The organism is Eggerthella lenta DSM 2243 (genome assembly GCF_000024265.1).
Taxonomy (GTDB): domain Bacteria; phylum Actinomycetota; class Coriobacteriia; order Coriobacteriales; family Eggerthellaceae; genus Eggerthella; species Eggerthella lenta.
Window position 1 is genome coordinate 425,351 of sequence record NC_013204.1, and the last position, 25,774, is coordinate 451,124.

A 25,774-nucleotide genomic window follows, 5' to 3' on the forward strand; every position below is an offset into this window, starting at 1 on the left:
CCGCCGCGCCTCCTACCGCTCCAGTCCCCGGCGGTACTCGCTGGGCAGCAGGCCGGTCTCGCGGCGGAACAGCTCGCTGAAACGGCTGGCGCACGTGTAGCCCACCGCGTGCGCCACCTGCTCGATCGACAGGTCGGGCATCCGCAGCAGCCCCTCGGACTGGCTGATGCGGCGGCTCTGCACGTAGCGCGTGAGCGTGGAGCCGGTCACCGCCTTGAAGCACTCCTTGAACTTTGTGGGGCTCATGCATGCGGCCCGCGCGAGGTCGTCCACCGTGAGCGCGCTCGCGCAGTGGTCGTCGATGTACAGCGCCACGGCCTGGATGCGCTCGCGGTCCTCGGGCGCGACGGCGCGTCCCGACGTGTCCCGGCGCGCTTTCGTGCGCTCGACGATGAGCCCCATGGCCTCGAACACCTTGCCCTCGTAATACAGCTGGCTGCGATGCTCGTCGCCCGGGCGGGGCCACAGCCCGGCCAGCAGCGCGCGCAGCTCGGGGGAGTCGCCGTCGTCGCTCAGCGAGGCGAACGCGTCGCGCACGCGCTCGAACTGCCCGTCGTACTCGCGCTCCAGGTACGCGCGCGACATCTCGGGCCGCACCTCGATGGACACGGCCTTCACGGGCACGCCGCCGTGCACGAGCCCGCGCCAGCCCCCGTCGCCGCTGTAGAATCCCCAGATGCTTTTCGCCCGCAGCCGCCGATACGGCGTGAACTCCTCTCCCGAAATGGACTCGTACCAGGCCACGCTCAGGTATTCGGGCAGCTCGAACTCCATGACGGTGTCGTGGAGCAGCGTGAAGTCGTGGATGGCGATCTGCCAGCGATCGGAGGGTGCGAGGATGTGGAAGCTGCCGGACGTTTCGCCTTCGCCCCGGTACGAGCGCCACAGGGGGCAGAAGCCCTCCGGCGGCTCATATTCCTCGAAGCCGATCTGCTCGAGCGACGGGGCGTGGATGATGTCGTGCGAGGGCGGGCGGTGCTCCATGGGTTCTGCTCCTTCATGCGGTTGCTCGCGGCGGCGCGGCGGTCGGCCGCAGGGACGTGCGCCGCAGGGGCGTGCCGCGTGCGACGATCGGACGCGGCGGTGCGACGTTCGGACGCGCGGGCGCGCATGCGCGACGTCGTTTCCGCCCCTCCGCGTATGATACACCATTGTTAACCGAGGCTATCTTTTCCGCATGAAAATGAATCAGAAGGAGGTCTGTCATGCGTTCAGCCATGCAATCCGACAAGAAGGGGCTCACCGCCCGCGACCTGGTGACGTGCGGCGTGTTCATCGCCCTGTACTTCGTGTTCATGATGGTGGGCAGCATGCTGTTCGCCCCGAACCCCGTGCTGACGTTCCTCATGCCGGCGGGTGCGGCCCTGCTCACCGGCCCCATCTACCTGCTGCTGGTGGCGAAGGTGCCCAAGCACGGCCCCATCATCATCCTGGGCGTGGTGGAGGGGCTCATCATGTTCGTGACGGGCATGTACTGGCTGTGGGCGGTAGCGCTCGTCGTGCTGGGCGTGGTGGCCGACCTCATCGCCGGCGCGGGCCGGTTCCGCAACAAGAACCTCAACCTCGTGAGCTTCCTCGTGTTCTCGCTCAACCCCATGGGGTCCTACCTCATGCTGTGGATCGATCCGTCGGGCTACACCTCCTACCTGGCCGGGAAGGGCACCGAGCAGGCGTACCTCGACACGATGGTGTCCACGGGCGCGGGCTGGGTGCTGCCGGGCATGATCGCGCTGACGCTGGTGTGCGCCCTGGTGAGCGCGCTGGTGGGTCGCCGTCTGCTGAAGAAGCAGTTCGAGAAGGCGGGCGTCACCGCATGATCGATCGCGCGTTCCGGCCCGATCCGCGGGCCAAGCTTGCGCTGCTTCTGCTGTGGGCCGTCGCGGTGTTCCTGTCGCCCGGGCTGTGGTTCGAGGCGCTCCTGATGCTGCTGAGCGTGGCGCTGGGCATCGCGCTGGGGAAGGGGCGGCTCGCGCTGGGCATGCTGGGGCTGTACGCGGTGATGATGGCGTGCATGCTGGCCACGGCGCAGCTGGACACCGGCGTGCTGAAAACGATGCTGTCGTCGTTCTTCATGCTGGTGCGCAAGGTGTTCCCGTGCGGGCTTCTGGCGGCCGTCATCGTGTCCACGACGCACGTGAACGAGTTCATGAGCGCGTTCTCGCGCATGCGCGTGCCACGCCAGGTGACCATCCCGCTGGCCGTGATGCTGCGCTACGTGCCGGCCATCCGCGAGGACTGGCGCTTCATCTCGGACGCCATGCGCATGCGCGGCGTGAACGCCAGCCTGGCCGGATTCCTGCGTCGACCGGGCATGACGGTGGAGTGCCTGTACGTGCCGCTCATGATGAGCGCGTCGAACGTGGCCGACGAGCTGTCGATGGCCTCGGTGGCGCGCGGCATCGAGAACCCGGCGCAGCGCACGTGCTACACGCATATCGAGTTCCGCGCGTCCGACGGGCTGCTGGTGGCCGCCGGCGTGGCCGTGGTCGTGGCGGCGCTTGCGTGCAGCCTGTTGGGCGTGGGGAAGTGAGGTCGAGACGATGATCGAGTTTGACGATGTGAGCTTCGCGTACCGCGCGCCTGCGGAAGGCGCGGGCGCGCCCGAGGGGGTGCGCGGCATCGACCTGCGCGTGGAGGCGGGCCGGTGCGTGCTCGTGTGCGGCGCGTCCGGCTGCGGCAAGACCACGGTGACGAGGCTGGCGAACGGGTTGGCGCCCTCGTTCTTCCCGGGGACGCTCGAGGGACGCGTGCTGGTGGACGGGCGCGACGTGGCCGACCTCGAAAGCTGGGAGGTGGCCGCATGCGTGGGCTCGGTGTTCCAGAACCCGCGCACGCAGTTCTTCAACGTGGATTCCACGGGCGAGGTGGCGTTTTCGCTGGAGAGCATGGCGTGGCCCGAGGAGCGCATACGCGAGCGCACGCACGATACCATCCGCCAGCTGGGGTTGGAGGAGCTGGCCGACCGCAGCATCTTTTCGCTGTCGGGCGGCGAGAAGCAGCGCATCGCGTACGCCAGCTCGTGGGCGCCCCATCCGGCGAACCTCGTGCTGGACGAGCCGACGTCGAACTTGGACGAAGCGGCCATCGCGGCGCTGCGGCGCTACCTGCTGGACGCGAAGGCGCAGGGCGCGGCCGTGCTCGTGGCCGAGCATCGCCTGTGGTGGCTGGCCGACGTGGCCGACGAGGTGGTGGTCATGGAGGAGGGGCGCATCGCGCGGCGCTTCGACGGCGCGACGTTTCGGGCGCTGCCGTCGTCGGAGGTGCGCGACCTGGGGCTGCGGGTGCGCGCTTTGGCCGACGAGCGGGCGCGCGAGCGGCGGGCGCCGGGCGATGCGCGCGAGCCGCGGGCGCCCCTCGTGCGCCTGCGCGGCGTGCACGCCTCGTACGGCAAGCGCGAGGTGCTGCACGGCGTCGACCTCGACCTGCGCGAGGGCGAAGTGGCGGCGCTCGTGGGCGCCAACGGCGCGGGGAAGTCCACCCTGTGCCGCACCATCGTGGGGCTGCATCGGGAAAGCGCGGGCACGACGACGATCGACGGTGAACCCGCAGGGCCCAAGCAACGCCTGCGCGCCTGCTCGATGGTGTTCCAGGACGTGAACTACCAGCTGTTCGCCGACAGCGTGCGCACCGAAGTGAGCTTCGGGCTGACGGACGCTGAGGCGCCCGACGCCGCGCGCGTGGACGAGGTGCTCGACGGCCTGGGGCTGGCGGCGTACGCCGAGCGCCACCCCGCCACGCTGTCGGGCGGCCAGAAGCAGCGCCTCGCCGTGGCGGCCTGCATCGCCACCGGCAAGCGCCTCCTCGTGTTCGACGAGCCCACGAGCGGGCTCGACCTGGGCAGCATGCGCACGGTGGCGGCGCTCGTGCGCCGGTTGGCCGACGAGGGCCGCGCCGTGCTCGTGGTCACCCATGACCTGGAGTTCATCGGCCAAGCCTGCGACAAGGCCGTTCGCGTGGAAGCCGGCCGCATAGCCGCCGAAGCCGTCGTGGAGGGCGACCTGCAAGCGGTGAGAGAGCTGTTGGCGAAGGGGTGATACGAGGGTTGCCGAGGGAGCGCGGCGCTTTGCCCCCCCGCTTTCCTGTGCTTCTTATGCCGTCCAGCTGCGGGCTTTTTCCTGTTCGGCGATGGCGTGGGCGTACCAGCCGCCCTGCGCGAGCAGCTCGTCGTGGGTGCCCCGCTCGCGTACGCGACCGTCGTCCAGCACCAGTATCTGATCGGCGCGCTCCACGGTGTCCAGGCGGTGGGCGATGACGATGACGGTCTTGTCCGCCATGAGCACGTCGAGCGCCCGGTTGATCTCGTGCTCGTTGTCGGCGTCCAGGCTCGAGGTCGACTCGTCCAACAGCACGATGGGAGCGTTCTTGATGAGCGCTCGCGCGATGGAGATGCGCTGCTTCTCGCCGCCGGAAAGCGTGGAACCGCCTTCGCCCACCAGGGTGTCGTAGCCCTGCGGCAGCGCCTCGATGAAGTCGTGGCAGTGCGCGGCGCGGGCGGCCGCTTCCACTTCCTCCTGCGTCGCATCCGGCTTGCCCACGCGGATGTTGTTCGCCACGGTATCGGCGAGCAGGTACACGTCTTGGAACACGACGGCCACCTGCTCGGCCAGCGCGTCGGGCGCGATATCGCGCACCTCGTGCCCGCCTACGCGCACGCTGCCGCTGCTCGCATCCCAGAACCGCGAGATCAAGCTGATGACGGTGGTCTTCCCGCTGCCCGAAGGTCCGACGAGCGCGGTGCGCGTCCCGGGCTGCGCCGTGAACGTCACCCCGTGCAGCACCTCCTTGCCGTCGGCGTATCCGAACCGCACATCGTCGAACCGCACGTCGAAGCTCGTGAAACGGGGGTTGCCGTCGCGGTACGCAAGGGGGCGTTCGGCCTGTATTCGCTCGATGCCCTCCGCCGCTTTGGCCAGGTAGTTCAGCTCGGGGTAGATCACGCCGAGCGTGGTCATCATGCTGGAGATGGATACGGCGATCATGACCGCCGCGATGAGGCGGGGCGCGTCGAGCTGGCCGTCCATGAACATGAGCGTGCCCGCCACGAGCCCGAGCGGAACGATGAGCGAGGTGGCCACGGAGAACAGCACCGAGAACGGCATGATGGACAGCTCCATGCGAATGGATTCGCGCTTCAAATCGGCGAAGCTGCGGTCGAGCCGCTCGAAGCGCCGGCCGGTGAGATTGTAGAGCTTGAACGTCTTGATGCCGTTGATGTACTCGATGATGCGGGATATGACCGCGTGGACGCTTTCGCGATAGCGGACGCCGCCCTTGCTTGCCGCGCGCCCGCCCAGGCGCGCAAGCGGCAGGGAGGCGACGACGATCGCGAGGATGATCAGCCCGTAGAGCCAGTTGATGGCGAAGGCGAACGCGCATGCGAGCACGCTGAAGCAGACGACCTTGAAGAAGCTCGCCAGCGAGGTGGTGATGGTCTGCTCGAAGTCGCTCACGTCGGTGGTGAGAACCGATGCGAGCTGGCCGATGCTGTTCTTGTCGAAGTACCCCAGGTTCAGCCTGCGCAGGTGGTTGCCGATCGAGAGTCTCAGGTCGGCGGTGATGTCCGCGCCCCGGAACTGCGTTTGGGCGTAGTTCGTCACGTACAGCGCGGCGCGCACGACGAACAGCACGACGAGCGCGCCGCTGTAGAACGCAAGCAGCTCGGCGTTGAACGCGCCGGCGACGAGGTTGATGATGGCTGCGATCATGACGGCGAACATGCCCATGTGCAAAAGCGAGTCCGCGCAGGAAAGCGCGATGGGCAGCACGAGGGTCTTGGCTTTGTCGCCCGCTACGGTTCGGACGGTTTTGATGAGCGTTATCATGCCAGCGACTCCTTCTTCTCCGTGCGGTGCGTGTAGGCGTCCCACATGCGGGCGTAGGCGCCGTCTTGCTTGATCAGGGAATCGTGCGTTCCTCGTTCTCGCAGGCGGCCGTGGTCGAACACGCATATCTGGTCCGCATGCACGATGGTGTGCAGGCGGTGGGCGATCATGATGCAGGTCTTGTTCGTCAGCAGGTGCGAGAGCGCAAGCTGGATCCGGTGCTCGTTCTCGATGTCGGTGAAGCTGGTGGCTTCGTCGAACACGATGATGGGCGCATCCTTCAAGATGGCGCGAGCGATGCACACGCGCTGCCGCTCGCCGCCGGACAGCTTGACGCCGTTCTCTCCCAGCAACGTGTCGTAGCCGTTCGGCAGGCCCTCGATCGTGTCGTGGATCTGCGCGGCCCGCGCGGCGGCCTCCACCTGCTCGCGCGTGGCGTTCGGTCGGCCGAGCCTGATGTTCTCGTACAGGGTGTCGTCGAGCATGAAGGCTTCTTGGAACACGAAGGACACCAGATCCATGAGGTTGTCGGTGCGCAGTTCGGACAGGGCATGCCCGTCGATGCGCACCGCGCCTTGGCGCGTTTCCCAGAACTTGGGGATGAGCTGGGCTGCGGTCGTCTTGCCGGCGCCCGAGGGGCCCACGAACGCGGTCAGGCTGCCGGCGGGCAGATCGAGGCTGACGTCGGTGAGCGCGTTGGTCTCGGCGGCGCCGTAGCCGAACGTGACGTGATCGAACGCCACCGCGTGCGGTTTCGCCGGATCGAGCGCGAGCGTGCCTTCGGAAGCCTCGGGCAGGTCCATGATGTCCTGTATGCGCTCCATGCCGCTCATGATCTGGTTGAACGTCATGGCGAACGTGAGCAGGTTCAGGAGGCTGGACAGGAACACCATGCTCATGATCATGAAGAACAGGTAGTCGGCGGCCGAAAGGGAGCCCTGCAGGTACAGCACGCCGCCCAAAGGCAGCACGAACAGGATGCCGCTTTCCACGATGGCCACGAACACGCCGTAGGAGTAGCCCTGGCTCTTGGTGCACTGCTTCCAGAACTCGTTGTACTCGGTGACGGCGTCGGCGTACTCGCGGTAGCCTTTCGCGTCCAGACGGTAGGCCTTCATCACGGGCATGCCGTTGATGAACTGCATGATGGCCGCATTGAGCTTGGCGAGCAGCCGGTGGTACGTGGGCATCTGCTTGCCGGTGGCCGCCATGGCGAACAGCTGCACGGCAACGCCCAGCACCACGGGGACCAGCATGCCCAGAGCCATGGGCACGTTCAAGGTGAGCAGGTAGCAGAACATGATGGCGGGCGTGCAGGCGGCGGCGACGATGTCGGGGATCTGGTGGGCGAGAAACTTCTCGATGCGCTCGACGTCCTCGATGATCACCTTTTTGAGAGCGCCCGAGGTCGTTTGATCGAAGAACCCGAGGTTGACCTTCGCGATGTGCCGGCTGATCTGCGCACGCACCTGGTACAGGGTGTTGAAGGCCCCGATGTGCGAGCACGCGCCCGAGGCGATGGCGAACGCGAACTTGCCCACGATGGCCACGGCGGCGATGATGCCGTACTGGAGCGCCGCGCCCGCGTCGGCGTTCCCCTCGATGAGGAACAGCAGCACCTGGTACACCATGACGAACGGCACGAAGGAGCACAGGGCGCTCATCACGCTGAACAGCGCAGACAGCGCCAGATGAAGGCGGTAGCGTCCTGCCAGGTGGAGCAGGTAGGCCATGCCGGAGCGCCGCTTGGCGGGTTGCTCGGCTTCGGGGCGTTTCTGGGTGCGGGCGTTCTCTTCCGGGTGCATGGTCGCACCCCCTTTCTCGATGGGGTAGGGGCGTTGGAATCGGATGGCGCGGTCACCGCATGGCGGCGAGCAGCTCTTCGGCGTCGCGGAGGGGGACGTCCTGCGCGACCCGCCCGTCGCGCAGGTGCAGGACGCGGTCGCACGTGGCAACCGCGCACTCCACGTCGTGCGTGATCATGAGGATGACGCGGCCCTCGTGCGCGAGCTTCTCGATCTGCCTGCCGACGGAGCGCATGCTCTTTCCGTCCAAACCGCTCGTGGGCTCGTCGAGCACGATGACGGAGGCGTCGTGCATGAGCGCGACGCCCAGGGCGAGCCGCTGCTTCTGCCCTCCCGAAAGCGTTGCCGGGTGGCGGTCGGCAAGCGCGCCCAGGCCCAGCGCATCGAGCACCTCGTCGGCGCGGGCCGTCCGCTCGGGCGTTGCCTTCTGCCCGCACAGCAGCTCGTCGCGCACGCTTTCGCCGAACAGCTGGCTGTCCAGATCCTGCATGATGTACCATATGCGTCCTCGGCGCCGTCCGGACGCGAGCTTCTTCCCCTCCACGCGCACGGTGCCGCCGTCCTCTTTCACGAGGCCGGCGAGCAGCTTTCCCAGCGTGCTCTTCCCGGTGGCATTGGGGCCCACCACGGCGACGATCTCGCCGGGGCGGCAGGCGAAGCTCACACCGTCGGCCACGATCCGCTCGCCGAAGGACTTGCGCAGCCCCTCGACTTCGAGCAGCGGCGGCACGTGCGGGGCCGCGCAGGTCCGTTTCCTGGCAGGTGCGGTCAGGCCCTCGAGGTTCGCGCTGCGCAGCCCGAGGGCCTCGATGCGCGCGGGGTCGAGGGCGACGAGTTCCGCAGGCGTGAACGAGTCGGCGATGCGGCCGTTGGCGAGGTAGACGATGCGGTCGGCGATGCCGCGCAGATAGTACAGGCGATGCTCGGCCAGGAGCACGGTCTTTCCCTGCTGCTTGAGCGCGCGTATCAGGTTGCCGAGCTGCTCGGTGGCCTCGTGGTCGAGGTTGGCGGAGGGCTCGTCCATGACGTAGAGGGGCGGGTCGATGGCCTTCGCGGAGGCGATGGCCACGCGCTGGCGCATGCCGTACGACAGCAGGCGCACCTTCTCCTCGAGCAAGGGGGCGATGTCCAGCTCGCTTGCCGCCCCGTGCACGCGCTCGACGATCAGCTCGTGATCGAGCCCGTAGTTCTCGCACCCGAACGCGATCTCGCCCGCCACCTCGTTCGCGAAGAACTGGCTGCGGGGGTCTTGGAACACGTTGCCCGCCGCGAGCCCGCGTTCCCACGAAGGGATGTCGTCGACCTCGCGCCCGAACAGGCGCACCGTCCCGGTCAGCTCGCCTTCGTAGAAGGACGGCACCAGGCCGTTGACCACGCGGGTCAGCGTGCTCTTGCCTCCGCCCGAGGGCCCGGTGAGCACCACCACCTCGCCGGGTTGGACGGTCAGGTTCACGTCCTCGAGCTGGGGAGCGGAGCCTTCGTAGGCGAAGGTCAGGTGCGCGAGTTCGATGGCCGGCGCCTGCGGGTCGTGGTTCGGCATCATGTCGCTCACCCCACCACGATCAAGATCGAGGCGATCGCGAACCCCGCCATGAGCGCTCCGTCGCCGATCCGCATGCCGTGCGCATAGTAGCTCTGCTTCGCGCAGGGGCTCTCGATGCCGCGCACGATGCAGGATGAAGCCAGCTCGTCGGCGATGGTGAGCGAGCGGAACACCATGGGCACCACGCCGAACTCGAGCGTTGCGAGCGGATGCGCCAAGACGTGCGCCGGCGAGCGGAGGAAGCCGCGGGTGCGCATGGCGTCGCGCACGTCGGCCAGCTCGGACAGCATGGTGGGCATGAAGCGCAGGATGACGATGACGGCGAGCAGCACGGGGGAGGGGATGGGCAGCTGGCGCAAGCTTGCCATCAGCTTTCCCGAGGGAGCTTGCACGAGCAGGTACACCGGCATGAGGAGGGGTAGCATCTCCAGGACGAAGGTGAACGCCATGGGCGAGGGGAACCCGATGTCGAAACGCACGTTGAGGGCGAGCCATGCGTGCGTCACCGCGAACGCGAGCAGAAACCCGGCGCCGGCCCTTGCGAAGCCCATCGCGGCCATGAGCACGAAAAGGGCACAGGTGAACGCGACGTGCAGCATCGTGCTGGTGGACAGGAAGGTCACGGCGCACGTGCACACGATGATCGCGAGCAACGAGAGGACGTTGACCTCGCGGATGCGGGCGTGCTGCCGGGTTGCCCCGTCCCGACGGGTCGGCGCGCTCAGAGCGGCCTCGGCTGGCGCGGCAGGGTGCACGGCGCCGCTCATTTCACGATACCCGCCTTCTTGAAGTGCTTCCTGAGCAGGCGGTTGCCGAACAGGCATCCAAGCACGGCCAGCACGGCGGTGATGGCGCAGGCGCCCAGCAGGTGCAGCGGGTTCGACAGCAGGTCGAGCTGCATGGTCAGAACCGGGGCGGTGAAGCCGTCGGTCGTCGCTTTCGCCACGTAGGCGTCCCACGCAGCCCAGACGGGCACGGCATTGCCGATGACCATGCCGACCGCCCAGATGGTCCAGCCGACGGTGTTGCGCACGGGGCTGCGGTACGCATCCTTGCCGATCATGGCCAGCTCGCAGATCGCCGCGACGCCGGCGAAGTAGGGAAGCAGGAACACGTAGCCTGAAAGCGCGAGCACCGTGCCGTACACGATGCCCCACACGAGGAAGACGCCATGCTTGTTCAGGCGATTCGCCACGACGAGGTAGAACGTCGCGCAGAGGAACATCTGGATGCCGGCGCACAGGTACAGATACACGAACGGGAACGGCATGGTCAGGGGTCCCGTGACCATGCATACGAGGAACGTCAGCACCATCATGGCCGCGACGGTCATGACGTCGCGGGTTGCGATGCTCTTCTTGGAGGCGCGCCCGCGTGCGCCTCGGGTGGTGTCGATGGTTTTCTCGGTGCTCATGCTGCTCTCCTTTCGGGTGGGCCCGTCGGGCCGGGCTGGTGGAAATCGGGCGCACGAAGGAAGGCCCGTCGTGCGCGGGTGTTCGAGCGGACTGCTTTTGTTAGTTTGAGCTAACTAGTGGTCATGGAAAGACGGCATCACCCGCCGAAGAGGTTCTCCCAGCCGGGGCGGAAGAAGTCGACGATGAGTTTGATGCGCGCAACGGCGTCCTCTTTCGAGGTGTCGTGGCGAACGATTTCGAAGAATGCGTAGTATTCCGCGCTCACGAGCGCATGGAGGTCGTCGTGGGACGGGCTCGCGCAGGCAAGGCCGCGCTCGCGCATGGCGTCCAGGTAGGCGAGCGATTGGCTGACTTCTTCCTCTACGAGATCGTCGAGGAAATGCTCGTAGCCGCTTCCCGCCGCGTGGTTTATCAGCAGGTCGAACGGCTCCTTGTGCTCGAAGATGTAGTCGACGATGCGGGTGATCACGTCTTCGGAGGTGCTCCACATGTCTTCGGGGCGCCCTTCGTCCAGCTGCTCGAACCCCTGGTCGTTGCCCGTGCGGAAGAGCCCGAGCAGGTGCGCGGATACGGGCTCGACCAGCGCGGCGAACAGCGCGCTTTTGTTCGGGAAGCGCACGTACAGCGCGCCGGTGGTCACGCCGGCGTTCTGCGCGATGCTGCGCAGGCTCGCCTTCTCGTATCCCTTGTCCAGAAACTCTCGCTGCGCGCTTTGCAGCACGAGACCGCGCGTTTCCTCAACCTGCTTCACATCCTGATCCCTTCTCATCAATAACAATGTTATCGATAACGACGTTACGAATAATGTCATACACGGTTAACTCTGTCAAGGAAAAGATGGGCGATCGTCCTCGAATCGCGGCGTCTCCGTTGCCGGTGACGGAACGCTTCGGTACGACGATCGGACGGCGGTTGAGTTGCATCGGACGCGCGAAGTTGCAGTGGGCAAACTTCCTTTTCGCGTGTTCTATCCTTGCAGCCGAACGATATGTCACAGGTGCAAGGAGTCTGCATGAACAGTCCGATCAGATTGATATTGAAGTGGGCGGGACCCGACCGGAAGTACTTGATCGCGGCCGTCGTGTTCGCGTTCGTTTCGGGGCTTATGGCCATGGTGCCGTACTACGGCGTGTACGAGATCATGAAGGCGGCCTACGAAGGGACCTGCACGTGGGAGGTCATCACGTCGAACGCGCTCGTCGTAGCGGTGGGCGTGTGCATCCAGTACGCGTGCTTCGGATGCGCGGGCGCGCTGTCGCACAAGGGCGCGTACAACACGCTGTTCCGCGTGCGGTGCCGCGTCGTGGACCATCTGGCGCACGCGCCGCTCGGGCAGCTCGACGAGCGGTCGACCGGCTCCATCAAAACCGTCCTGTCGGACGACATCGAGAAGCTCGAGCTGTTCCTGGCCCACAACATCACCGAGGCGATCATGTACCTGACCGGCCCCGTCGCGGCGTTCATCTTCCTGTGCTCGGTGAACGTGCCGCTGGCGCTGGCGACGCTCGTGCCGTTCGCGGCGGCGTTCGTCGTGATGGGCGTCATCTTCAAGCGCATGGCCGGCGTGATGCCGCGCGCGAGCGCGGCGTTGTCGCGGATGAATGCGGTGATGGTGGAGTACGTGCGCGGCATGCGCGTCATCAAGGCGCTGAACATGGGCTCGAAGTCGTTTCGCCGCTTCCAGTCCGCCGTGGACGAGGAGCACGCCGTGTGGTGCGACATCGCGCGGAAAACGGGTCCGGGCTTCGCGGCGTTCGTCATCATCATCGAGTGCGGCATGCTCGTGATGGTGCCGCTCGGCGGCTTCCTGTTCTCCACGGGAGCCATCTCGGGCAGCACGTTTCTGCTGTTCGCGTTCGTCGGGTCGCTCTACCTGACCGAAATTCGCCTGCTTCAGGAAATCGGCAGCAAGTACGCCCAGGTGAAAAGCGGGGCGATCAAGGCGCAAGAGCTGCTGGACCTGCCCGCCTTCGCCGGCGGCGCGCCGTTTCCCGCCAAGAGCGACGTGCGGCTCGAGAACGTGCGCTTCAGCTACGACGGCACGCGCGAGGTGCTGCACGGCGTGAACCTCGCCGTGCAGCAGGGCGAGCGCCTGGCCGTGGTGGGGCCCAGCGGCGCGGGGAAGACCACCATCGTCGAGCTCGTGTCCCGCTTCTACGATGCGACCGAGGGCACGGTGCGTATCGGTGGCGTGGACGTGCGCGACCTCGATTACGACGACCTGCTGGCGCACGTGGCCGTGGTGTTCCAGAAGACGTTCCTCACGAGCGGCAGCATCCTCGAGAACATCCGGATGGGCAAGCGCGCCACGCTGGACGAGGTGCGCGAAGCGGCGCGGCAGGCGCGCATCGACGACTTCATCATGGGGCTCCCCCGCGACTACGACACCGAGATCGGCACGCTGGGCGAGCGCCTGTCGGGCGGGCAGCGCCAGCGCATCGCCATCGCCCGCGCCATCCTCAAGGACGCGCCCGTGCTCATCCTCGACGAGGCCACCAGCGCGGCCGACCCCGAGAACCAGGTGCAGATCGACGAGGCCATCGCCAACCTCTGCGCGGGCCGCACGGTGGTCATCGTGGCGCATCGCCTGGGCGTGGTGCGCACCTGCGACCGCGTGGCCGTGGTGGAGGACGGCGGCATCTCGGCCGTGGGGACGCACGACGAGGTGCTTGCCGCGTGCCCGTACTACCGCAAGGCATGGGCGGACTACGAGCGGACGCGCCGCATCACGTTCGGGTTCGGCGCCGCGGCGGCGGAAGCGGAGCCGCGGCAGCGCGCCGCAAGCGATTCCGTCCACCGTGCCGCCGCGCAGCCGCAGGGCGCATCGTCGGCGCCCGCGCAAGCGCCCTCGAGCCCGACCCTGGATCCGGCCCCGGCCCCGGCCTCCGCCTCCGCCTCGACCTCGGTGTTCGCGAAGAACCGCGACTTCTCCGTCTCGGTGGCGTGCACCGTCATCGAGGGACTGCTGTCGGGCTGCAACTTCGGCCTCATCTTCCTGGTGATGCAGCAGGTGTTCAGCGGCGCGGCCGACTTCGGCACCCTGCTGGGATTCACCGGCGCCCTTGCGCTCGTGTTCGTGCTGCGGCTCCTCATCTACGGCTACGGCTACGTGCGCGGGCAGATCGGCGGGGCGCAGGTCAGCCGCAACCTGCGCCAGTACCTGGGCGACAAGATCAAGCGCATCCCCCTCGCGCGGTTCACCGAGCGGTCGAGCGGCGACTACCTCAACGCGCTCACCGCGAACGTGAACGATTACGAGCAGATCCTCACCCACCGCACCGGATCCGTCGTCAAAGACATCACGCTGGCCGTGATGCTCACCGGCTTCGTCTGCTGGCTCTACCTGCCGGCCGGCGCGGTCGTGGCGCTCTCGTTCGCGCTCATCGTGCCCGCGATGGCGCTGTCGTGGCACCAGGTGCGACGCTACGGCACCCGCAAAAGCGACATCTGCGCCGCGAACACGAGCCGCACCGTCGAGCACGTGACCGGCATGCAGACGCTGCGCGCCTACGGCATCGGCGGCGTGAAGAACGAGGCCATCGTGGACAGCATGCGGGAGTACTCGGACGTCAGCTTCTGGTACGAGGCGGCCCTCATCCCCCTCGGCGCGGTCATGTCCATCATCGTGGGGCTGTGCCAGCCGCTGCTGTTCCTCATGTGCGGCGCGGCGTACCTCGACGGGGCGCTGGGCGCGGTTCCGTACCTGCTGATCATCATGCTGCCGCTGTTCATGAACAAGGTGTGGAACAGCATCTTCGTGAACCTGACGGCCTACAAGAACCTCATGATCGCGAAGCGCCGCATCCAGGCGGTGGTGGACGAGCCGGAGGAGGCGGGCAGCTTCGACGCGCTGCCGGCGACGGGATCGCGCATCGAGTTGGCCGACGTCGGGTTCGCCTACTGCAAGGGCGAGCCGGTGTTCGAGGGGCTGCGCCTGACGTGCGAAGACGGCAAGCTGACCGCGCTCGTGGGCGACTCGGGGTGCGGGAAGTCCACGGCGCTCAACCTCATCGCCCAGTACTACCGGCCCGCGCGCGGCACGGTGCGCATCGGCGGCGCGGACACCGCGGCCTACGCGCCGGAAAGCGTGCTGGCGGGCGTGTCCGTCGTCGATCAGAACGTGTTCCTGTTCGACGATTCGGTGATGGACAACATCCGCTACGCCCGGCCCGGCGCCACCGACGACGAGGTGCGGGAGGCGTGCCGTCTCGCGAACGCCGACGGGTTCGTGCGCGCCCTGCCCGAAGGCTACGCCTCGCGCATCGGGGAGAACGGCGGCCGGCTGTCGGGCGGCGAGCGCCAGCGCCTGTCCATCGCGCGCGCCATCCTGCGCGACGCGCCCATCGTGCTGCTGGACGAGGCGACGGCCTCGCTCGACATCGAGAACGAGCTGGCCGTGAAGGAGGCCATCGCCAACCTGCTGGCGAAGCGCAAGACCGTGGTGATGGTGGCGCACACGCTGGCCATCGTGCGCGGGGCCGATTCGATCGCGGTCGTCGGCGACGGCCGCGTGCTCGAGCAGGGCACGCACGACGAGCTGGTGGCCGCGGGCGGCAAGTACGCCCGCATGTGGGCGGCCGATCGCGAGCTGGCGTGATGCCGCCCGCTTCCCGCCCCGCGGGAGTCGCGCTGAACGGAACCGCTCACCTGCGGTAACGAGCGGGCAACAGCCCTTGACGCGCGTTCCTCCCCTCTGCAAAGCTTGCCCGACTGGATGGGCGCTCCGGCGCCGTGGACGAGGGCGCAGGCGAGCGAGGACGGAGCAGGCGATGGCGAACGACGGGCAGGCGGAGGAGGGGAGCGTCTCCGGCGGCGGCCGGCAACCCGCCGCGGGCGGCGGCTGTCCGACGGCTCTCCCGGCTTCCGATCCGCCGCTGTCGCGGCGCTCGGTCGCCGCCGTGTTCGCGGGGCTTCTGGTGGCGATGACCGTGGGGACCCTGAACCAGACCATCGTGGCCACCGTCCTGCCCACCATCGTGGGCGAGCTGGGCGGCGTGAACCGCATGCTGTGGGTGACCACGTCCTACGTGCTGGCCGCCACCGTCACCATGCCGTTGTACGGCAAGATGGGCGACCTCATCGGCCGCAAAGGGCTGTTCATCGGCGCGCTGGCCCTGTTCGTGGCGGGCTCGGCCGCGTGCGCGCTGGCCCCGTCGATGGAAGGGCTCGTGATCGGCCGCGCCGTGCAGGGCTTGGGCGGCGGCGGGCTCATGGTGCTCTCGCAGGCCATCGTGGCCGACGTGGTGCCGCCGCGCCGCCGCGCGCTCTACCTCAGCATCATGGGCGTGGCCTACGCCGTGCCCATGCTGGCCGGCCCGTTGCTGGGCGGATTCTTCGCCGACGCGGTGGGCTGGCGCTGGGCGTTCTGGTTCGACGTGCCGCTCGCGCTGGCCGCCATCGTCATCGCCGCCGTCTTCCTGCCGAAACCGCGCCGCACCGCGGAGAGGGCGCCGTTCGACGTCGGCGGCGCCGTGACGCTCGTGGCCGCCGTGACCGCGCTCACGCTGGCAACCTTGTGGGGCGGCAACGAGCACGCGTGGACCTCGCCGACCATCATCGGCCTGCTGGTTGCCACCGCGGTTGCGAGCGCGCTGTTCGTGCTGGCGGAGCGCCGCGCACGGGAACCGCTCATGGCGTTGTCGCTGTTCAAGAACAGGAACTTCGACATCTCCATCGTCGCAAGCTCCATCACGATGTTCGTCATGATCGGCGTGCTCACGTACCTGCCCACGTACTTCCAGATCGTCGACGACCTGAACGCCACCGCCGCCGGCTACCTGGTGGCGCCTATGAACGCGGCCTGGTTCGCCGCCTCGCTGCTGTCGGGCTACCTCGTGAACAAGCTGGGCACGTACAAGAAGCTCATGGTGGTCAGCTTCGCCGTGCTCGTGGCGGGCATGGTCGGGTTCATTGCCGTGGACCAGGACCCGTCGGCGGTCGTCGTCGGCGGCCTGCTGGCCGTCATGGGCTTCGGCGTGGGCCTGAACTTCGAGATCCTCGTGCTGGTGGTGCAGAACGAGTTCCCGGCCTCCGCCGTGGGCATGGCCACGGCGGCGACGGGCTTCTTCCGCAAGGTGGGGTCGGTGCTGGGAACCTCCGTCGTGGGCGCGCTGTTCACGAGCGGCCTCGCGCGCGCCCTGGCCGAGCGCCTCGCGCCGGTCGGCGGCGTCGGGGCGCTCGGCACGGACGCGAACTTGCTCACGCCGGCCATCGTGCACGCGCTGCCCCCGGACGTGCGCCATGCGGTGGGCGCCGCCTACAGCGACGCGCTCGCGCCCGTGCTCTGGCTCGCGTTGCCGCTGGCCGTGGCGGGCCTCGTGCTCATGCTGTTCCTGCGCGAGACGCGGCTGGCCACCACCGTGGACGGATCGGGGCATGGGGCCGACGAAGGCGCGGACGACCCCCGGCGGCGGCAGGGCGCGCGACGCCGCTAGCCCGCGCGGCCGGCGCGGGCGTCAACCTACGCTCACAGGTCAAGGTTGTGGTTGCTCCTGTGGCTTGGGGGGGGGGTATACTACTTTTATGAGCGAACTGTTTTTTGATACGATCGACGAATCCGAAATCCCCGCAGGGATGGCCCGCGTGCGATACGAGGCGGGCGCGGTCGAGCCGCTGTACGCCAACGACGAGTTCTTCAGCCTGCTGGGCTACCAGCGTCGATCCCCCGACGATTTCTACCCCCTCGACGTGCGGAACTCGCACGGTTGGCGCGCGTTCTGCGGCCAGCTGCGCGCGCATATCGAGGCAGGCGAGACGGACTTCGAGATCGAGGTGAACCAGGAGACGGCAACCGGCACGCTGCTGTGGACGATGGCGCGGTGCCGTCACGACGCGCGGCGCGGCACGGTCACCTGCCTCGTGCTGGACGTCAGCTCGTGGATGGACACCTCCGAGCGCCTGCGCATGAGCGAGGACGCGTTTCGCATCGCCGCGCAGATGAGCGGCAAGAACATCGCCACGTTCGACCTGGCCGACCGCGCGCTCACCATGCAGGGCGCGGTGGAGGGCTACCTGACGGCGCCCGCGCGCATGGTGAACGTGCCCGACAGCGCCATCGCCGCCGGCATGATCGCGCCTGAGCACGTGGAGCTGTACCGGTCGCTGTACCGCGACATGGAGACGGGCGTGCCGCGCGGGGGCGTCATGCTGCGCATGCGGGACTTCGACACGCGGCGGTTCCGCTGGTACCAGGTCGATTACTCGCTCGTGTTCGACGGCGAGAACCGTCCGGTGTACGCCGTCGTCGCGTTCGGCGACACCACCGAGCGGCACGAGCGCGAGCTGGTGCAAAAGGCGCGGGCCGAGCGCGACGCGCTCACGGGCGTGCTGAACCGCGCGACGTTCGAGGACGGTTGCACGCGCATCATCGAGCGGTCCGAAGTCGACCACGGGCACGCGCTCATCATGGCCGACCTCGACCGCTTCAAGACGACGAACGACCGCTACGGCCACGTGGCGGGCGACCGCGTGATCGTGGAGTCGGTGGCGGGCGTGGTCAGCGCGGTGCGCGACGACGACCTCGTGGGACGCGTGGGCGGCGACGAGTTCATGGTGTGCCTGCGGGGCATCTCGTCGCACCTCATGGTGGAGGCCGTCGCGCAACGCATGTGCGCGGCGGTGCGCGAGGCCGCCGAGGCCTCCGACGACGACCACGGGCCGGTGTCCATCAGCCTGGGCATCGCCCTGTATCCGCAGGACGGCGTCACGTACGAAGAGCTGTACCGCAAGGCCGACAAGGCCCTGTACTGCGCCAAGCGCGCGGGCGGCGGCACCTACGCGTTCTACCGCGACGAGCCGGCGGCGTCCTAGCGCCCGGCGCTACTCCCAGCCCGGCTTCCCCACGCCGCCCTGCTCGATGGTGTCGAGCAGCCCTTGGCGGTCGAACACGCCCACCTTGCGGTAGATGTTGCTCACGTGGTGCTTCGCGGTGCCCTGCGCGATGGACAGCTCGTCGCAGATATAGCGCACGGTGCGTCCGCGGGCCAGCAGCACGAGCACCTCGGCCTCGCGGTTCGTCAGGCGGCACATCCGCGCGATGGCGGCGCACTTCTGCTCGAGGCTGGCGTCGGCGGTTTCCTCGCGCGAGGTGGCGTAGAGCTTCTGCACGTCGGTTTGCGTGAAGAACAGCATGCCCACCAGCACGAGCGCCAGCACGCCCACGAGGAACACCTCGGAGCGCAGCGCCTCCGACCACAGCGCCGCGTTCAGCAGCTGGTCCGCGGCGAACGACCCGATGAGCGTGCTGGTGCGGGCGCAGAGGATGACCAGGCCGAACGACAGCGCCACGGGTATGCGTCCGCGAAACGCCACGTCGGTGGACACCAGCATCATGAACATGTCGAGGCAGTACACGCCCATGATGACCAGCCCCGCGCCCAGGAAGCGGTACGGCGCGGGCAGCAGCAGAAGCAGGATGAGCCCCGCCACCATCGCGGGGATGACCGGGCGGTACAGCGCGATGGGCTCGGCGGCCGAGGGCGCCACCACCATCGACAGCGTGATGGCGGCCAGCGCGCAGCCCGCCAGCAGCAGCGCCTTCGCGGTGAACGCGGCATCGCCCTCGGCGAACGTGTTCACCATGCCCTGCGAGGCCCCGTACACGATGCTGATCACGAGGATGCAGGCGAAAATGCGCCCCACGGGGATGGTGCGCACGTCGAGCGGCAGCACCGAGGGCTCGCGGCGCGGCTCGCGCTTGCAGGCCACCAGCACCGCGGCTGACACGATGGGCAGCGCCGCCGTGAACGCCACGGCCGCCGCCTCGGGCAGCGCGTACGCGACGAAGAACAGCACGAACGCGAACGTGTACGACACGTACAGGTGCCGCCCGACGCGCCCGGTGGCCAGCGCGCTCCACAGCTCGCCCCACATGATGAGCAGCAGCGCGTTGCCCAGCGACAGCGACACGGTGCCGGCAAGGAACCAAGCGAACCCCGCGGCTCCTGAGCCCAGCGTCAGCGCGATGGGCAGCGTCACGGTGCCCGCGGCGGTCAGGCCGCCCGCAGCGAGGAAGCTTGCGCGATGCGTGAGGAACGGCGAGAGGCGCCGCGCGAGCGCCACCACCACGAGGTAGCCCACGGTGGTCAGCACGAGCACCCACAGCGTGGTGTTGCCCGCGAACGGGAAGCGGTCGGTGGTGGGCAGCAGCACGTCGGTGCACATGCTGATCATCCACCAGGCTTGCCAGAATCCCAAACCCAGCAAGCGCCAGCCGGAGAAGCCAACGTGGTCGTCATCCTGCGGTTTCGTGCGCATCGCTCCCCATTCCCATCCCTCGTCGCGTCGCTTCAAACCTAGCAAAACAGGCGGGGGAGCGCAAGCGGGAACCCTGGTTGAGGCATGGGCCGCAACGGCCCATGTTGCGGGTTTCGGCGAAAATGGGCCGCTTCGCCAGATGCCCGCGCGCGGCCGTTCGGCCAGGATGGGGCTATGCGGAACAAGGGATTCCGCTCATCGAGGGAAGGGGTTTCCAATGACCGACATCATGAAGAACGGGCTGTCCCGCCGTGCGTTCCTGGGCCTGGGCGCCACCGCGGCCGTCGCCGCCGGCGCGGGCCTGGCCGGCTGCTCGCCCGCGGCGAGCGCAGGCGACGCGAAGGCCGGCGGCGACGCGGCCGGAAGCGCGGCGGCGAGCGCGGGCGAGACGCAGTACGCGTGGGAGGCAGTTCCCGATCCCATCACCGACATCACGTCGACGGTGGACACCGACATCCTCGTCATCGGCGCCGGTTTGGCCGGCTGCGCGTGCGCCGCGGCGGCGGCCGAGAAGGGCGGCAAGGTGACCGTCGTCGAGAAGACGTCCAGCTGGAACGGCCGCGGCGGCGGCTTCGGCGCCATCAACTCGCACTACATGGACGAGCTGGGCATCGAGGTGGACAAGGTGAACGCCAAGCAGCACTGGATCGCCCAGTGCGCGAGCCGCGCGAACGAGGACCTCATCGTGAAGTTCTTCAACAGCTCCGAAGAGGCGTCCAACTGGCTGCTGGCCAAGGCCGAGGCCGTGGGCGGCTCCGCGATGGTGGGCGCGTTCTACAGCCACGACGACGTGTACGCCGAGCAGCCGGGTTACCACATGCTCATGATCCCCGAGGAGGCCGGCCTCACCTCGACGGGCTTCGCCGGCGCCGAGCTGTGCTACAACGACGCCGTGAAGGACGGCGCGGAATTCGTGTTCGATTCGCCGGCCGTGCAGCTGGTGAAGGACGGCACGAAGGTGACCGGCTGCATCTGCGAGGGCAAGGACGGCTACGTGCAGTACAATGCCAGCAAGGGCGTGGTGCTGTGCACGGGCGACATCGGCGGCGACCTCGAGATGTGCAAGGCGTACGCCCCCATCTGCGCCGAGTACGGCCAGCCGCGCAGCCAGTACACGCCCGTGGGCGTGAACACGGGCGACGGCCACAAGATGGGCATGTGGGTTGGCGCGCAGCTGCAGGACCTGCCGCTGCCCACGATGATGCACCCGCAGGCGTTCTGCTGGTTCCACGGCCCGTTCCTGTTCGTGAACGACAACGGCGAGCGCTTCATGTGCGAGGACACCTGGGTGCAGGGCAAGTCGCTGGCCATCAATCGCCAGCCGAACGGCGAGGCGTGGTCCATCTTCGACGCCAACTGGAAGACCGACCTCGTGAACGGCCTGCCCTACGGCGGCGGCATGTTCTGGGACTCGTTCCGCCCCTACGGCAGCGACCTGGAGCTGGCGCCCCAGTACTTCGAGACGCAGATTCCCGAGTATATCAAGGCCGGCAACGCCTATCAGGCCGACACGCTCGATGAGCTGGCGAAGCAGATCGGCTGCGACGCTGCCACGTTCAAGGCCACGGTGGAGCGCTACAACGGCATGTGCGAGGCGGGCGAGGACACCGATTACTACAAGAAGCCCGTGTTCCTGACGCCGGTGAAAGAGGGGCCGTTCTACGCGCTCAAGGTGGGTCCCGCGCTGCTCGCCGTGCCCGGCGGCCTGCGCACGAACAACGACTTCCAGTGCCTCGACGCCGAGGGCGCGCCCATCGAGGGCCTGTACGCGCTCGGCAACGTGATGGGCGACATCTGCGCCGTGGACTATCCCATCAACGTGGCCGGCAACAGCCACGGCCGCTGCATCACCTACGGCTACCTGTTGGGCCACGAGCTGGCCGGCGCGTAAGCGCCCGGCGCTCGCGGGTGCGCTCAGCCTGCAACCCTCCCCGAGCCCTGCGCCACCTCCCTCCCGGCGCAGGGCTTTTTCGCGCCCGCCCGCCCCAGCGTCCCGCCCCAAATGTTTCACGTGAAACATTCGTTCTGATCTCCCGTTTGGAACGCTATGCCTGCTGCGCATCCCTCTGCCGCCGAAATGGCGAGAAATCACCGGATTCGGCAAAAGCAGCCCGCTCTACGGAGGCGAGGAACGCCTCCAGCGGGACAAGGTGTCACCACGACCAACCCTTATGCGAGAAGGGATCGTTCCCGACGTACTCGCTCCCCGCCCCGAATGTTTCACGTGAAACATTCGTTCGCTGGTGAGGCTAGTTTCCGAAATGGATGCGGTTGAAGTCGGCTTTCGAGTGGAGGATGCGCTCGACACACACGATGCCCTCGCCCTCGTCGATCCGGTAGAAAGCCGCATATTTTCCATCGATCGGCTTCCGGCGCAGCGCCTCGGTGAACCCGTACGGCTTTTCGGGATTGCGCGCGGGGAAGGTGCGAAGAGCCTGTTCGATTTCGTCGACGGCAGCGTCAAGTCGATCGTATGCCTTGTCGACGGAAAACGTGAATTGCACTTCGTAGAGTGCAAGATTCGAGACGTCTTCGGCAAAACTATCTTCAAACGAGATGTCATAGATCATGGCCGGCCAGCTTTTCTTCGGCTCGACGACGCATTTCCGCTTTCACTTCTTCCGCGGTATACGTTTTCGGATGCTGCTTGTTGTGCTCGATGGCCTCGTCGACGAGCAGGCCGACGTAGCGATCGTAGTCGAACGCGGCCGCGTCCATGACTACGAGCGATGCACGGCCGCCTCGTCGACGAGCAGGCCGACGTAGCGATCGTAGTCGAACGCGGCCGCGTCCATGACTACGAGCGATGCACGGCCGTTCTTCGTCAGATAGATGGGCTTGCCCGTTTCCTTTGCAAGCGCTTCGATGCTGTTGTAATCACGACGGATGTCGGTGGAGGAGCGGATGATGGGTGCAGACATGATGGTATCCTTTGCGTATATGCTGAAAATAAACATATTATAATATGTTCAAAAGCAAAGGAAAAGATGCGTCGAGAAATCGAATGTTTCACGTGAAACATTCGTTCGCTGGCGGGGCTTGGGAGGCTTGGGGACTTCGGACTCTTTGTGCAGATCGCGCGCAACGTGGAGGATTTCCGTTGACTTCTGGCGAAACACCCGTATACAATGCAAAGGTTCGCTTTCGAAAGCCCCGTGCATGCAGTGAGAAGCGGAAGCGCGAGCGAGGGAGTCCAGACCCAAGATCGTGCGTCGGCGTAGGAACCCGGCATCCGATCGACCTGCACTTTTGAAACCGATCATTCGCCGCATCGCGGTCGGCCCGTTATCGTTCGAGCCGCCAACAGGCGACGGAGACCCGCCCCGCACGGCGGGGTAGGACAGGATTTTTGGAGGAAGATAGTGAAGACGTATTACGCGAAGCCCAACGAAGTTGAGCGCGAATGGGTCTTGATCGACGCTGAGAACCAGGTTCTCGGTCGCGTCGCTGCCAAGGCCGCTCAGATTCTCAAGGGCAAGCACAAGCCGCAGTACACGCCGCACGTCGACACCGGCGACTTCGTGGTCATCATCAACGCGGACAAGATCCGCGTGACGGGCACGAAGGCCCAGTCGAAGAGCTACTACCGCCACAGCGGTTTCCCCGGCGGGCTGAAGTCCGAGACCTTCGAAGAGGCCATGGCCAAGCATCCTGAGCGCGTCATCGAGCATGCCGTGAAGGGCATGCTGCCGAAGAACACGCTCGGTCGCGCCATGGGCAAGAAGCTCAAGGTGTACACCGGTGCGGAGCATCCGCACATGGCTCAGCAGCCTCGCGAGATCAAGATGGAGGGTTAACCCATGGCAGGTGAAGCTTTGTACTACGGCACCGGCCGCCGCAAGAACGCCGTCGCTCGCGTGCGCCTCGTTCCCGGCACCGGCAAGGTTACGATCAACGGCCGCGACGCCCTTGCGTACTTCGGTCGCCAGGCGCTCGTGAACTACGCCTTGACCCCGTTCAAGGTGACGGACACGACGGATCATTTCGACGTCATCGCCACGCTCAACGGCGGCGGCATCTCGGGTCAGGCCGGCGCGCTGCGTCACGGCATCTCCCGTGCGCTGCTGGCTGCTGGCGACTACCGCGGCGAGCTCAAGAAGGCCGGCTACCTCACGCGCGACTCCCGTATGGTGGAGCGCAAGAAGTACGGTCTGAAGAAGGCCCGCAAGCGCCCGCAGTTCTCGAAGCGCTAGGATCGCGTTCGCGAACAGCACGTTTTCTGCAGAGCCCGCTTCCTTTGGAGGCGGGCTCTTTTTGCATAAGGAGCACGGACCCTACGAAGGGAGCTACGCATGGCGACGAAGGCGACGTTGACGATCAGGCAGGCGCGGGTCGACGAGTTCGACCAGGTGATGGACTTCTACACGAAGATGATCGACGAGATGCGCGACACCGACTTCGACGTGTGCTGGGAGCACGGCGTGCACCCGTCGCCGGCGTTCCTGCGCGCCTCGGTGGATGCGGGCGAGGCGTACGTGGGCCTCGTGGACGCGGGCGCGGACGGTGCGGGCGAGGACCGCGCGCCGCTCATCGCGTCGGCCATGGTGCTGAACGGCGAAGGCGATGCCGGCTACGAGCACGCGCCCTGGCGCGTGACGGCCGAACCCGATGAGGTGCTGGTGGTGCACGTGCTGGGCACGCTGCCGGCCTACCACGGCCGCGGGTTCGCGCGCGCCATGGTGGAGGCCTGCATCGACGTCGCGCGCGCAGCCAGCAAGAAGGCCGTGCGCCTCGACACGTTCACCACCAACGTGCGCGCCCAGAACCTCTACGAATCGTGCGGCTTCGTGAACTGCGGCATCTACGAGGGGTTCTACGACTTCCTCGGCCTCTCCGCCGTCATGTACGAGCACGCCCTGTAGGCTGCGCGCTTGCGGCGCGGTTCTTCTGAGCCCGTCTCCTCGGAGGCGGGTTTTTCGTATGCGAGGGGGAGAAACCGCCGAGGGAGGTTACTTTCAAGTGCGTTCTTGCATGACTCGTTTTCGCTGTGGATACTAAACTCAGGGGTCGCCTAAAATGGGGTGCTCACAAGGTGCTTTCCGGGGCGAACGCCGTGCGGCGGCAGCCGCGGGATTTTGAGGAGAGAGGACAACGCTTCTGGAACGCGTTCGCGTCATGCCGATGGAATCGCTAGCTTGGCGATCCTCCGTCTTCTCTATAATCAATCACGCTGTCCGTTGAATCGCTAGTTGAGGGAAGTAGGTTGTATGCTTGAGAGAATGGACGATTTAACTTCATGCTCCCTTTCGTATGTCGCTTCGATATTGGGAGGCAAGTGGAAACCCTTTATCGTGTGGTATCTGAGCATGGCTCCCGGCAAGAGGGCGCGTTACAGCGAGTTGAGAAAAAGCATTCCGTACGACATATCGCACAAGATGTTCAGCCAGCACCTCAGCGAGCTCGAGCAGGTGGGGATCATCGAGCGCGTTGTCGTCGAGGTCAAGCCCCTGCGCGTCGACTATCTGCTCACGGAAAAGGGCATCAGCTTCGCGAACGTCCTGTACTTCATCCGCGATTGGGGCGCGGCGTACGGCGGCTTTTCTGCGGAGACGCTGCAGCGCACGAAGGGCACGATGGGCGAGGGCGTGCTGGTGTACGGCAGCGCCGACGACGGCTCCGAGCAGGGGGCTGCGGAGCGTATCACCTGGCAATTCGATCCTTCGACGTTCGACGTGCGCACCGGCTCGCGCGAAGGCGACGCACGCGAAGGCGACGCGCCCGAAGCGTAGTCTTCGGGCGCTCAAGCGAGGGCCCTGCCAGGGCGCTCTCAGGGCTTGCCGACCGCCTTGCGGCCCCTCTCGGCTTTCTTTCGATTACCCGTCTGTCTCACTTTCAGGTAAGAAGCGCACTTATAAGTGCATTATTGCGCCAGTATTCCCGCGTCAACAGAATACGAGGTAAGAACCGCATCTCGAAATGATCTGCGGTGCAAGG

22 protein-coding genes are annotated in these 25,774 nt (G+C 66.9%); 11 read left to right on the forward strand and 11 right to left on the reverse strand.

The window, feature by feature from the left end; translation table 11 throughout:
• Positions 1-12: 12 nt before the first annotated feature.
• Positions 13-984, reverse strand: a complete 972-nt coding sequence (locus ELEN_RS01680; RefSeq protein WP_009305923.1) for a helix-turn-helix domain-containing protein — start codon at positions 982-984, stop codon at positions 13-15.
• Positions 985-1,205: 221 nt separating this feature from the next.
• Here ELEN_RS01680 and ELEN_RS01685 point away from each other — a divergent pair, with 221 nt between their 5' ends.
• Genes ELEN_RS01685 through ELEN_RS01695 form a run of 3 tightly spaced genes read left to right on the forward strand, consistent with a single transcriptional unit; the run spans position 1,206 to position 4,034 of the window.
• Complete coding sequence (locus tag ELEN_RS01685; RefSeq protein ID WP_009305925.1) at positions 1,206-1,817, forward strand: MptD family putative ECF transporter S component; 612 nt, start codon at positions 1,206-1,208, stop codon at positions 1,815-1,817.
• Positions 1,814-2,530, forward strand: a complete 717-nt coding sequence (locus tag ELEN_RS01690) for an energy-coupling factor transporter transmembrane component T (RefSeq protein WP_009305927.1) — start codon at positions 1,814-1,816, stop codon at positions 2,528-2,530. The genes ELEN_RS01685 and ELEN_RS01690 overlap by 4 nt, the downstream gene beginning before the upstream one ends.
• Before the next feature lie 10 nt (positions 2,531-2,540).
• On the forward strand, positions 2,541-4,034 hold the full coding sequence (locus ELEN_RS01695; RefSeq protein ID WP_009608063.1) for an ABC transporter ATP-binding protein: 1,494 nt from the start codon (positions 2,541-2,543) through the stop codon (positions 4,032-4,034).
• Between the two features lie 54 nt (positions 4,035-4,088).
• On the opposite strand, the gene ELEN_RS01700 is transcribed toward ELEN_RS01695, so the two are convergent.
• The 6 genes from ELEN_RS01700 to ELEN_RS01725 all read right to left on the reverse strand — a co-directional run bounded on the left by ELEN_RS01700 (position 4,089) and on the right by ELEN_RS01725 (position 11,336).
• Positions 4,089-5,822 carry an ABC transporter ATP-binding protein gene (locus ELEN_RS01700; protein ID WP_009607971.1) on the reverse strand — a complete coding sequence of 578 codons (1,734 nt, stop codon included), beginning with the start codon at positions 5,820-5,822 and terminating at the stop codon, positions 4,089-4,091.
• Positions 5,819-7,627, reverse strand: a complete 1,809-nt coding sequence (locus ELEN_RS01705; RefSeq protein WP_015759917.1) for an ABC transporter ATP-binding protein — start codon at positions 7,625-7,627, stop codon at positions 5,819-5,821. Before ELEN_RS01705 ends, ELEN_RS01700 begins: the two co-directional genes overlap by 4 nt.
• Before the next feature lie 52 nt (positions 7,628-7,679).
• Positions 7,680-9,170 carry an ABC transporter ATP-binding protein gene (locus ELEN_RS01710; protein WP_009305931.1) on the reverse strand — a complete coding sequence of 497 codons (1,491 nt, stop codon included), beginning with the start codon at positions 9,168-9,170 and terminating at the stop codon, positions 7,680-7,682.
• Between the two features lie 5 nt (positions 9,171-9,175).
• Entirely contained in the window at positions 9,176-9,937 is a 762-nt protein-coding gene (locus ELEN_RS01715) for an energy-coupling factor transporter transmembrane component T (RefSeq protein ID WP_009608071.1), read from the reverse strand.
• Positions 9,934-10,584 (reverse strand): MptD family putative ECF transporter S component, encoded by a 651-nt coding sequence (locus tag ELEN_RS01720; RefSeq protein WP_009305933.1) that lies wholly within the window; start codon positions 10,582-10,584, stop codon positions 9,934-9,936. The genes ELEN_RS01715 and ELEN_RS01720 overlap by 4 nt, the downstream gene beginning before the upstream one ends.
• A gap of 137 nt (positions 10,585-10,721) precedes the next feature.
• On the reverse strand, positions 10,722-11,336 hold the full coding sequence (locus ELEN_RS01725; RefSeq protein ID WP_009305934.1) for a TetR/AcrR family transcriptional regulator: 615 nt from the start codon (positions 11,334-11,336) through the stop codon (positions 10,722-10,724).
• Positions 11,337-11,597: 261 nt separating this feature from the next.
• On the opposite strand from ELEN_RS01725, the gene ELEN_RS01730 reads away from it, so the two are divergent.
• The 3 genes from ELEN_RS01730 (at position 11,598) to ELEN_RS01740 (ending at position 18,394) form a co-directional block, all read left to right on the forward strand.
• Positions 11,598-15,182, forward strand: coding sequence for an ABC transporter ATP-binding protein (locus ELEN_RS01730; RefSeq protein ID WP_015759919.1), 3,585 nt, complete (start codon positions 11,598-11,600; stop codon positions 15,180-15,182).
• Between the two features lie 172 nt (positions 15,183-15,354).
• A complete protein-coding gene (locus ELEN_RS01735) occupies positions 15,355-17,019 on the forward strand; it encodes an MDR family MFS transporter (protein WP_015759920.1) in 1,665 nt (554 codons plus the stop codon).
• Positions 17,020-17,158: 139 nt separating this feature from the next.
• Positions 17,159-18,394: a sensor domain-containing diguanylate cyclase gene (locus ELEN_RS01740; protein ID WP_227101023.1), complete on the forward strand. Its 1,236-nt coding sequence runs from the start codon at positions 17,159-17,161 to the stop codon at positions 18,392-18,394.
• Positions 18,395-18,403: 9 nt separating this feature from the next.
• Here ELEN_RS01740 and ELEN_RS01745 read toward each other — a convergent pair whose 3' ends face one another.
• On the reverse strand, positions 18,404-19,840 hold the full coding sequence (locus ELEN_RS01745; RefSeq protein WP_015759921.1) for a response regulator transcription factor: 1,437 nt from the start codon (positions 19,838-19,840) through the stop codon (positions 18,404-18,406).
• Positions 19,841-20,057: 217 nt separating this feature from the next.
• Between ELEN_RS01745 and ELEN_RS01750 the strand changes: the two genes are divergently transcribed.
• Positions 20,058-21,731 carry an FAD-dependent oxidoreductase gene (locus ELEN_RS01750; RefSeq protein ID WP_015759922.1) on the forward strand — a complete coding sequence of 558 codons (1,674 nt, stop codon included), beginning with the start codon at positions 20,058-20,060 and terminating at the stop codon, positions 21,729-21,731.
• A 358-nt stretch (positions 21,732-22,089) separates the two neighbouring features.
• On the opposite strand, the gene ELEN_RS01755 is transcribed toward ELEN_RS01750, so the two are convergent.
• From ELEN_RS01755 to ELEN_RS16475, 3 genes are read right to left on the reverse strand one after another with little or no spacing between them, the layout of a single operon-like run.
• Entirely contained in the window at positions 22,090-22,410 is a 321-nt protein-coding gene (locus ELEN_RS01755) for a type II toxin-antitoxin system RelE/ParE family toxin (protein ID WP_015759923.1), read from the reverse strand.
• Entirely contained in the window at positions 22,400-22,558 is a 159-nt protein-coding gene (locus ELEN_RS16470) for a hypothetical protein (protein ID WP_015759924.1), read from the reverse strand. The genes ELEN_RS01755 and ELEN_RS16470 overlap by 11 nt, the downstream gene beginning before the upstream one ends.
• A gap of 2 nt (positions 22,559-22,560) precedes the next feature.
• Complete coding sequence (locus ELEN_RS16475; RefSeq protein ID WP_015759925.1) at positions 22,561-22,761, reverse strand: prevent-host-death family protein; 201 nt, start codon at positions 22,759-22,761, stop codon at positions 22,561-22,563.
• A 441-nt stretch (positions 22,762-23,202) separates the two neighbouring features.
• Between ELEN_RS16475 and rplM the strand changes: the two genes are divergently transcribed.
• The 4 genes from rplM (at position 23,203) to ELEN_RS01780 (ending at position 25,569) form a co-directional block, all read left to right on the forward strand.
• Positions 23,203-23,637: a 50S ribosomal protein L13 gene (gene rplM / locus ELEN_RS01765; protein ID WP_015759926.1), complete on the forward strand. Its 435-nt coding sequence runs from the start codon at positions 23,203-23,205 to the stop codon at positions 23,635-23,637.
• A gap of 3 nt (positions 23,638-23,640) precedes the next feature.
• The gene (rpsI, locus tag ELEN_RS01770; protein WP_015759927.1) at positions 23,641-24,033 is read left to right on the forward strand and encodes a 30S ribosomal protein S9; all 393 of its coding nucleotides are present in this window, start codon (positions 23,641-23,643) and stop codon (positions 24,031-24,033) included.
• A gap of 99 nt (positions 24,034-24,132) precedes the next feature.
• Entirely contained in the window at positions 24,133-24,702 is a 570-nt protein-coding gene (locus ELEN_RS01775) for a GNAT family N-acetyltransferase (RefSeq protein WP_015759928.1), read from the forward strand.
• Between the two features lie 357 nt (positions 24,703-25,059).
• Positions 25,060-25,569, forward strand: a complete 510-nt coding sequence (locus ELEN_RS01780) for a winged helix-turn-helix transcriptional regulator (RefSeq protein WP_256998789.1) — start codon at positions 25,060-25,062, stop codon at positions 25,567-25,569.
• Positions 25,570-25,774 lie beyond the last annotated feature (205 nt).

What these genes read in the sequence shown, in the direction of transcription:
- ELEN_RS01780 (WP_256998789.1), top strand. Translation starts at nt 25,060, where the DNA reads ATGGACGATTTAACTTCATGCTCCCTTTCGTATGTCGCTTCGATATTG.
- ELEN_RS01775 (WP_015759928.1), top strand. Translation starts at nt 24,133, where the DNA reads ATGGCGACGAAGGCGACGTTGACGATCAGGCAGGCGCGGGTCGACGAG.
- ELEN_RS01745 (WP_015759921.1), bottom strand. Translation starts at nt 19,840, where the DNA reads ATGCGCACGAAACCGCAGGATGACGACCACGTTGGCTTCTCCGGCTGG.
- ELEN_RS01710 (WP_009305931.1), bottom strand. Translation starts at nt 9,170, where the DNA reads ATGATGCCGAACCACGACCCGCAGGCGCCGGCCATCGAACTCGCGCAC.
- ELEN_RS01695 (WP_009608063.1), top strand. Translation starts at nt 2,541, where the DNA reads ATGATCGAGTTTGACGATGTGAGCTTCGCGTACCGCGCGCCTGCGGAA.
- ELEN_RS01730 (WP_015759919.1), top strand. Translation starts at nt 11,598, where the DNA reads ATGAACAGTCCGATCAGATTGATATTGAAGTGGGCGGGACCCGACCGG.
- ELEN_RS16470 (WP_015759924.1), bottom strand. Translation starts at nt 22,558, where the DNA reads ATGGACGCGGCCGCGTTCGACTACGATCGCTACGTCGGCCTGCTCGTC.
- ELEN_RS01690 (WP_009305927.1), top strand. Translation starts at nt 1,814, where the DNA reads ATGATCGATCGCGCGTTCCGGCCCGATCCGCGGGCCAAGCTTGCGCTG.
- ELEN_RS01705 (WP_015759917.1), bottom strand. Translation starts at nt 7,627, where the DNA reads ATGCACCCGGAAGAGAACGCCCGCACCCAGAAACGCCCCGAAGCCGAG.
- ELEN_RS01715 (WP_009608071.1), bottom strand. Translation starts at nt 9,937, where the DNA reads ATGAGCGGCGCCGTGCACCCTGCCGCGCCAGCCGAGGCCGCTCTGAGC.
- rpsI (WP_015759927.1), top strand. Translation starts at nt 23,641, where the DNA reads ATGGCAGGTGAAGCTTTGTACTACGGCACCGGCCGCCGCAAGAACGCC.
- ELEN_RS01700 (WP_009607971.1), bottom strand. Translation starts at nt 5,822, where the DNA reads ATGATAACGCTCATCAAAACCGTCCGAACCGTAGCGGGCGACAAAGCC.
- ELEN_RS01685 (WP_009305925.1), top strand. Translation starts at nt 1,206, where the DNA reads ATGCGTTCAGCCATGCAATCCGACAAGAAGGGGCTCACCGCCCGCGAC.
- ELEN_RS01755 (WP_015759923.1), bottom strand. Translation starts at nt 22,410, where the DNA reads ATGATCTATGACATCTCGTTTGAAGATAGTTTTGCCGAAGACGTCTCG.
- ELEN_RS16475 (WP_015759925.1), bottom strand. Translation starts at nt 22,761, where the DNA reads ATGTCTGCACCCATCATCCGCTCCTCCACCGACATCCGTCGTGATTAC.
- ELEN_RS01740 (WP_227101023.1), top strand. Translation starts at nt 17,159, where the DNA reads ATGGCCCGCGTGCGATACGAGGCGGGCGCGGTCGAGCCGCTGTACGCC.
- ELEN_RS01750 (WP_015759922.1), top strand. Translation starts at nt 20,058, where the DNA reads ATGACCGACATCATGAAGAACGGGCTGTCCCGCCGTGCGTTCCTGGGC.
- ELEN_RS01680 (WP_009305923.1), bottom strand. Translation starts at nt 984, where the DNA reads ATGGAGCACCGCCCGCCCTCGCACGACATCATCCACGCCCCGTCGCTC.
- ELEN_RS01735 (WP_015759920.1), top strand. Translation starts at nt 15,355, where the DNA reads ATGGCGAACGACGGGCAGGCGGAGGAGGGGAGCGTCTCCGGCGGCGGC.
- ELEN_RS01720 (WP_009305933.1), bottom strand. Translation starts at nt 10,584, where the DNA reads ATGAGCACCGAGAAAACCATCGACACCACCCGAGGCGCACGCGGGCGC.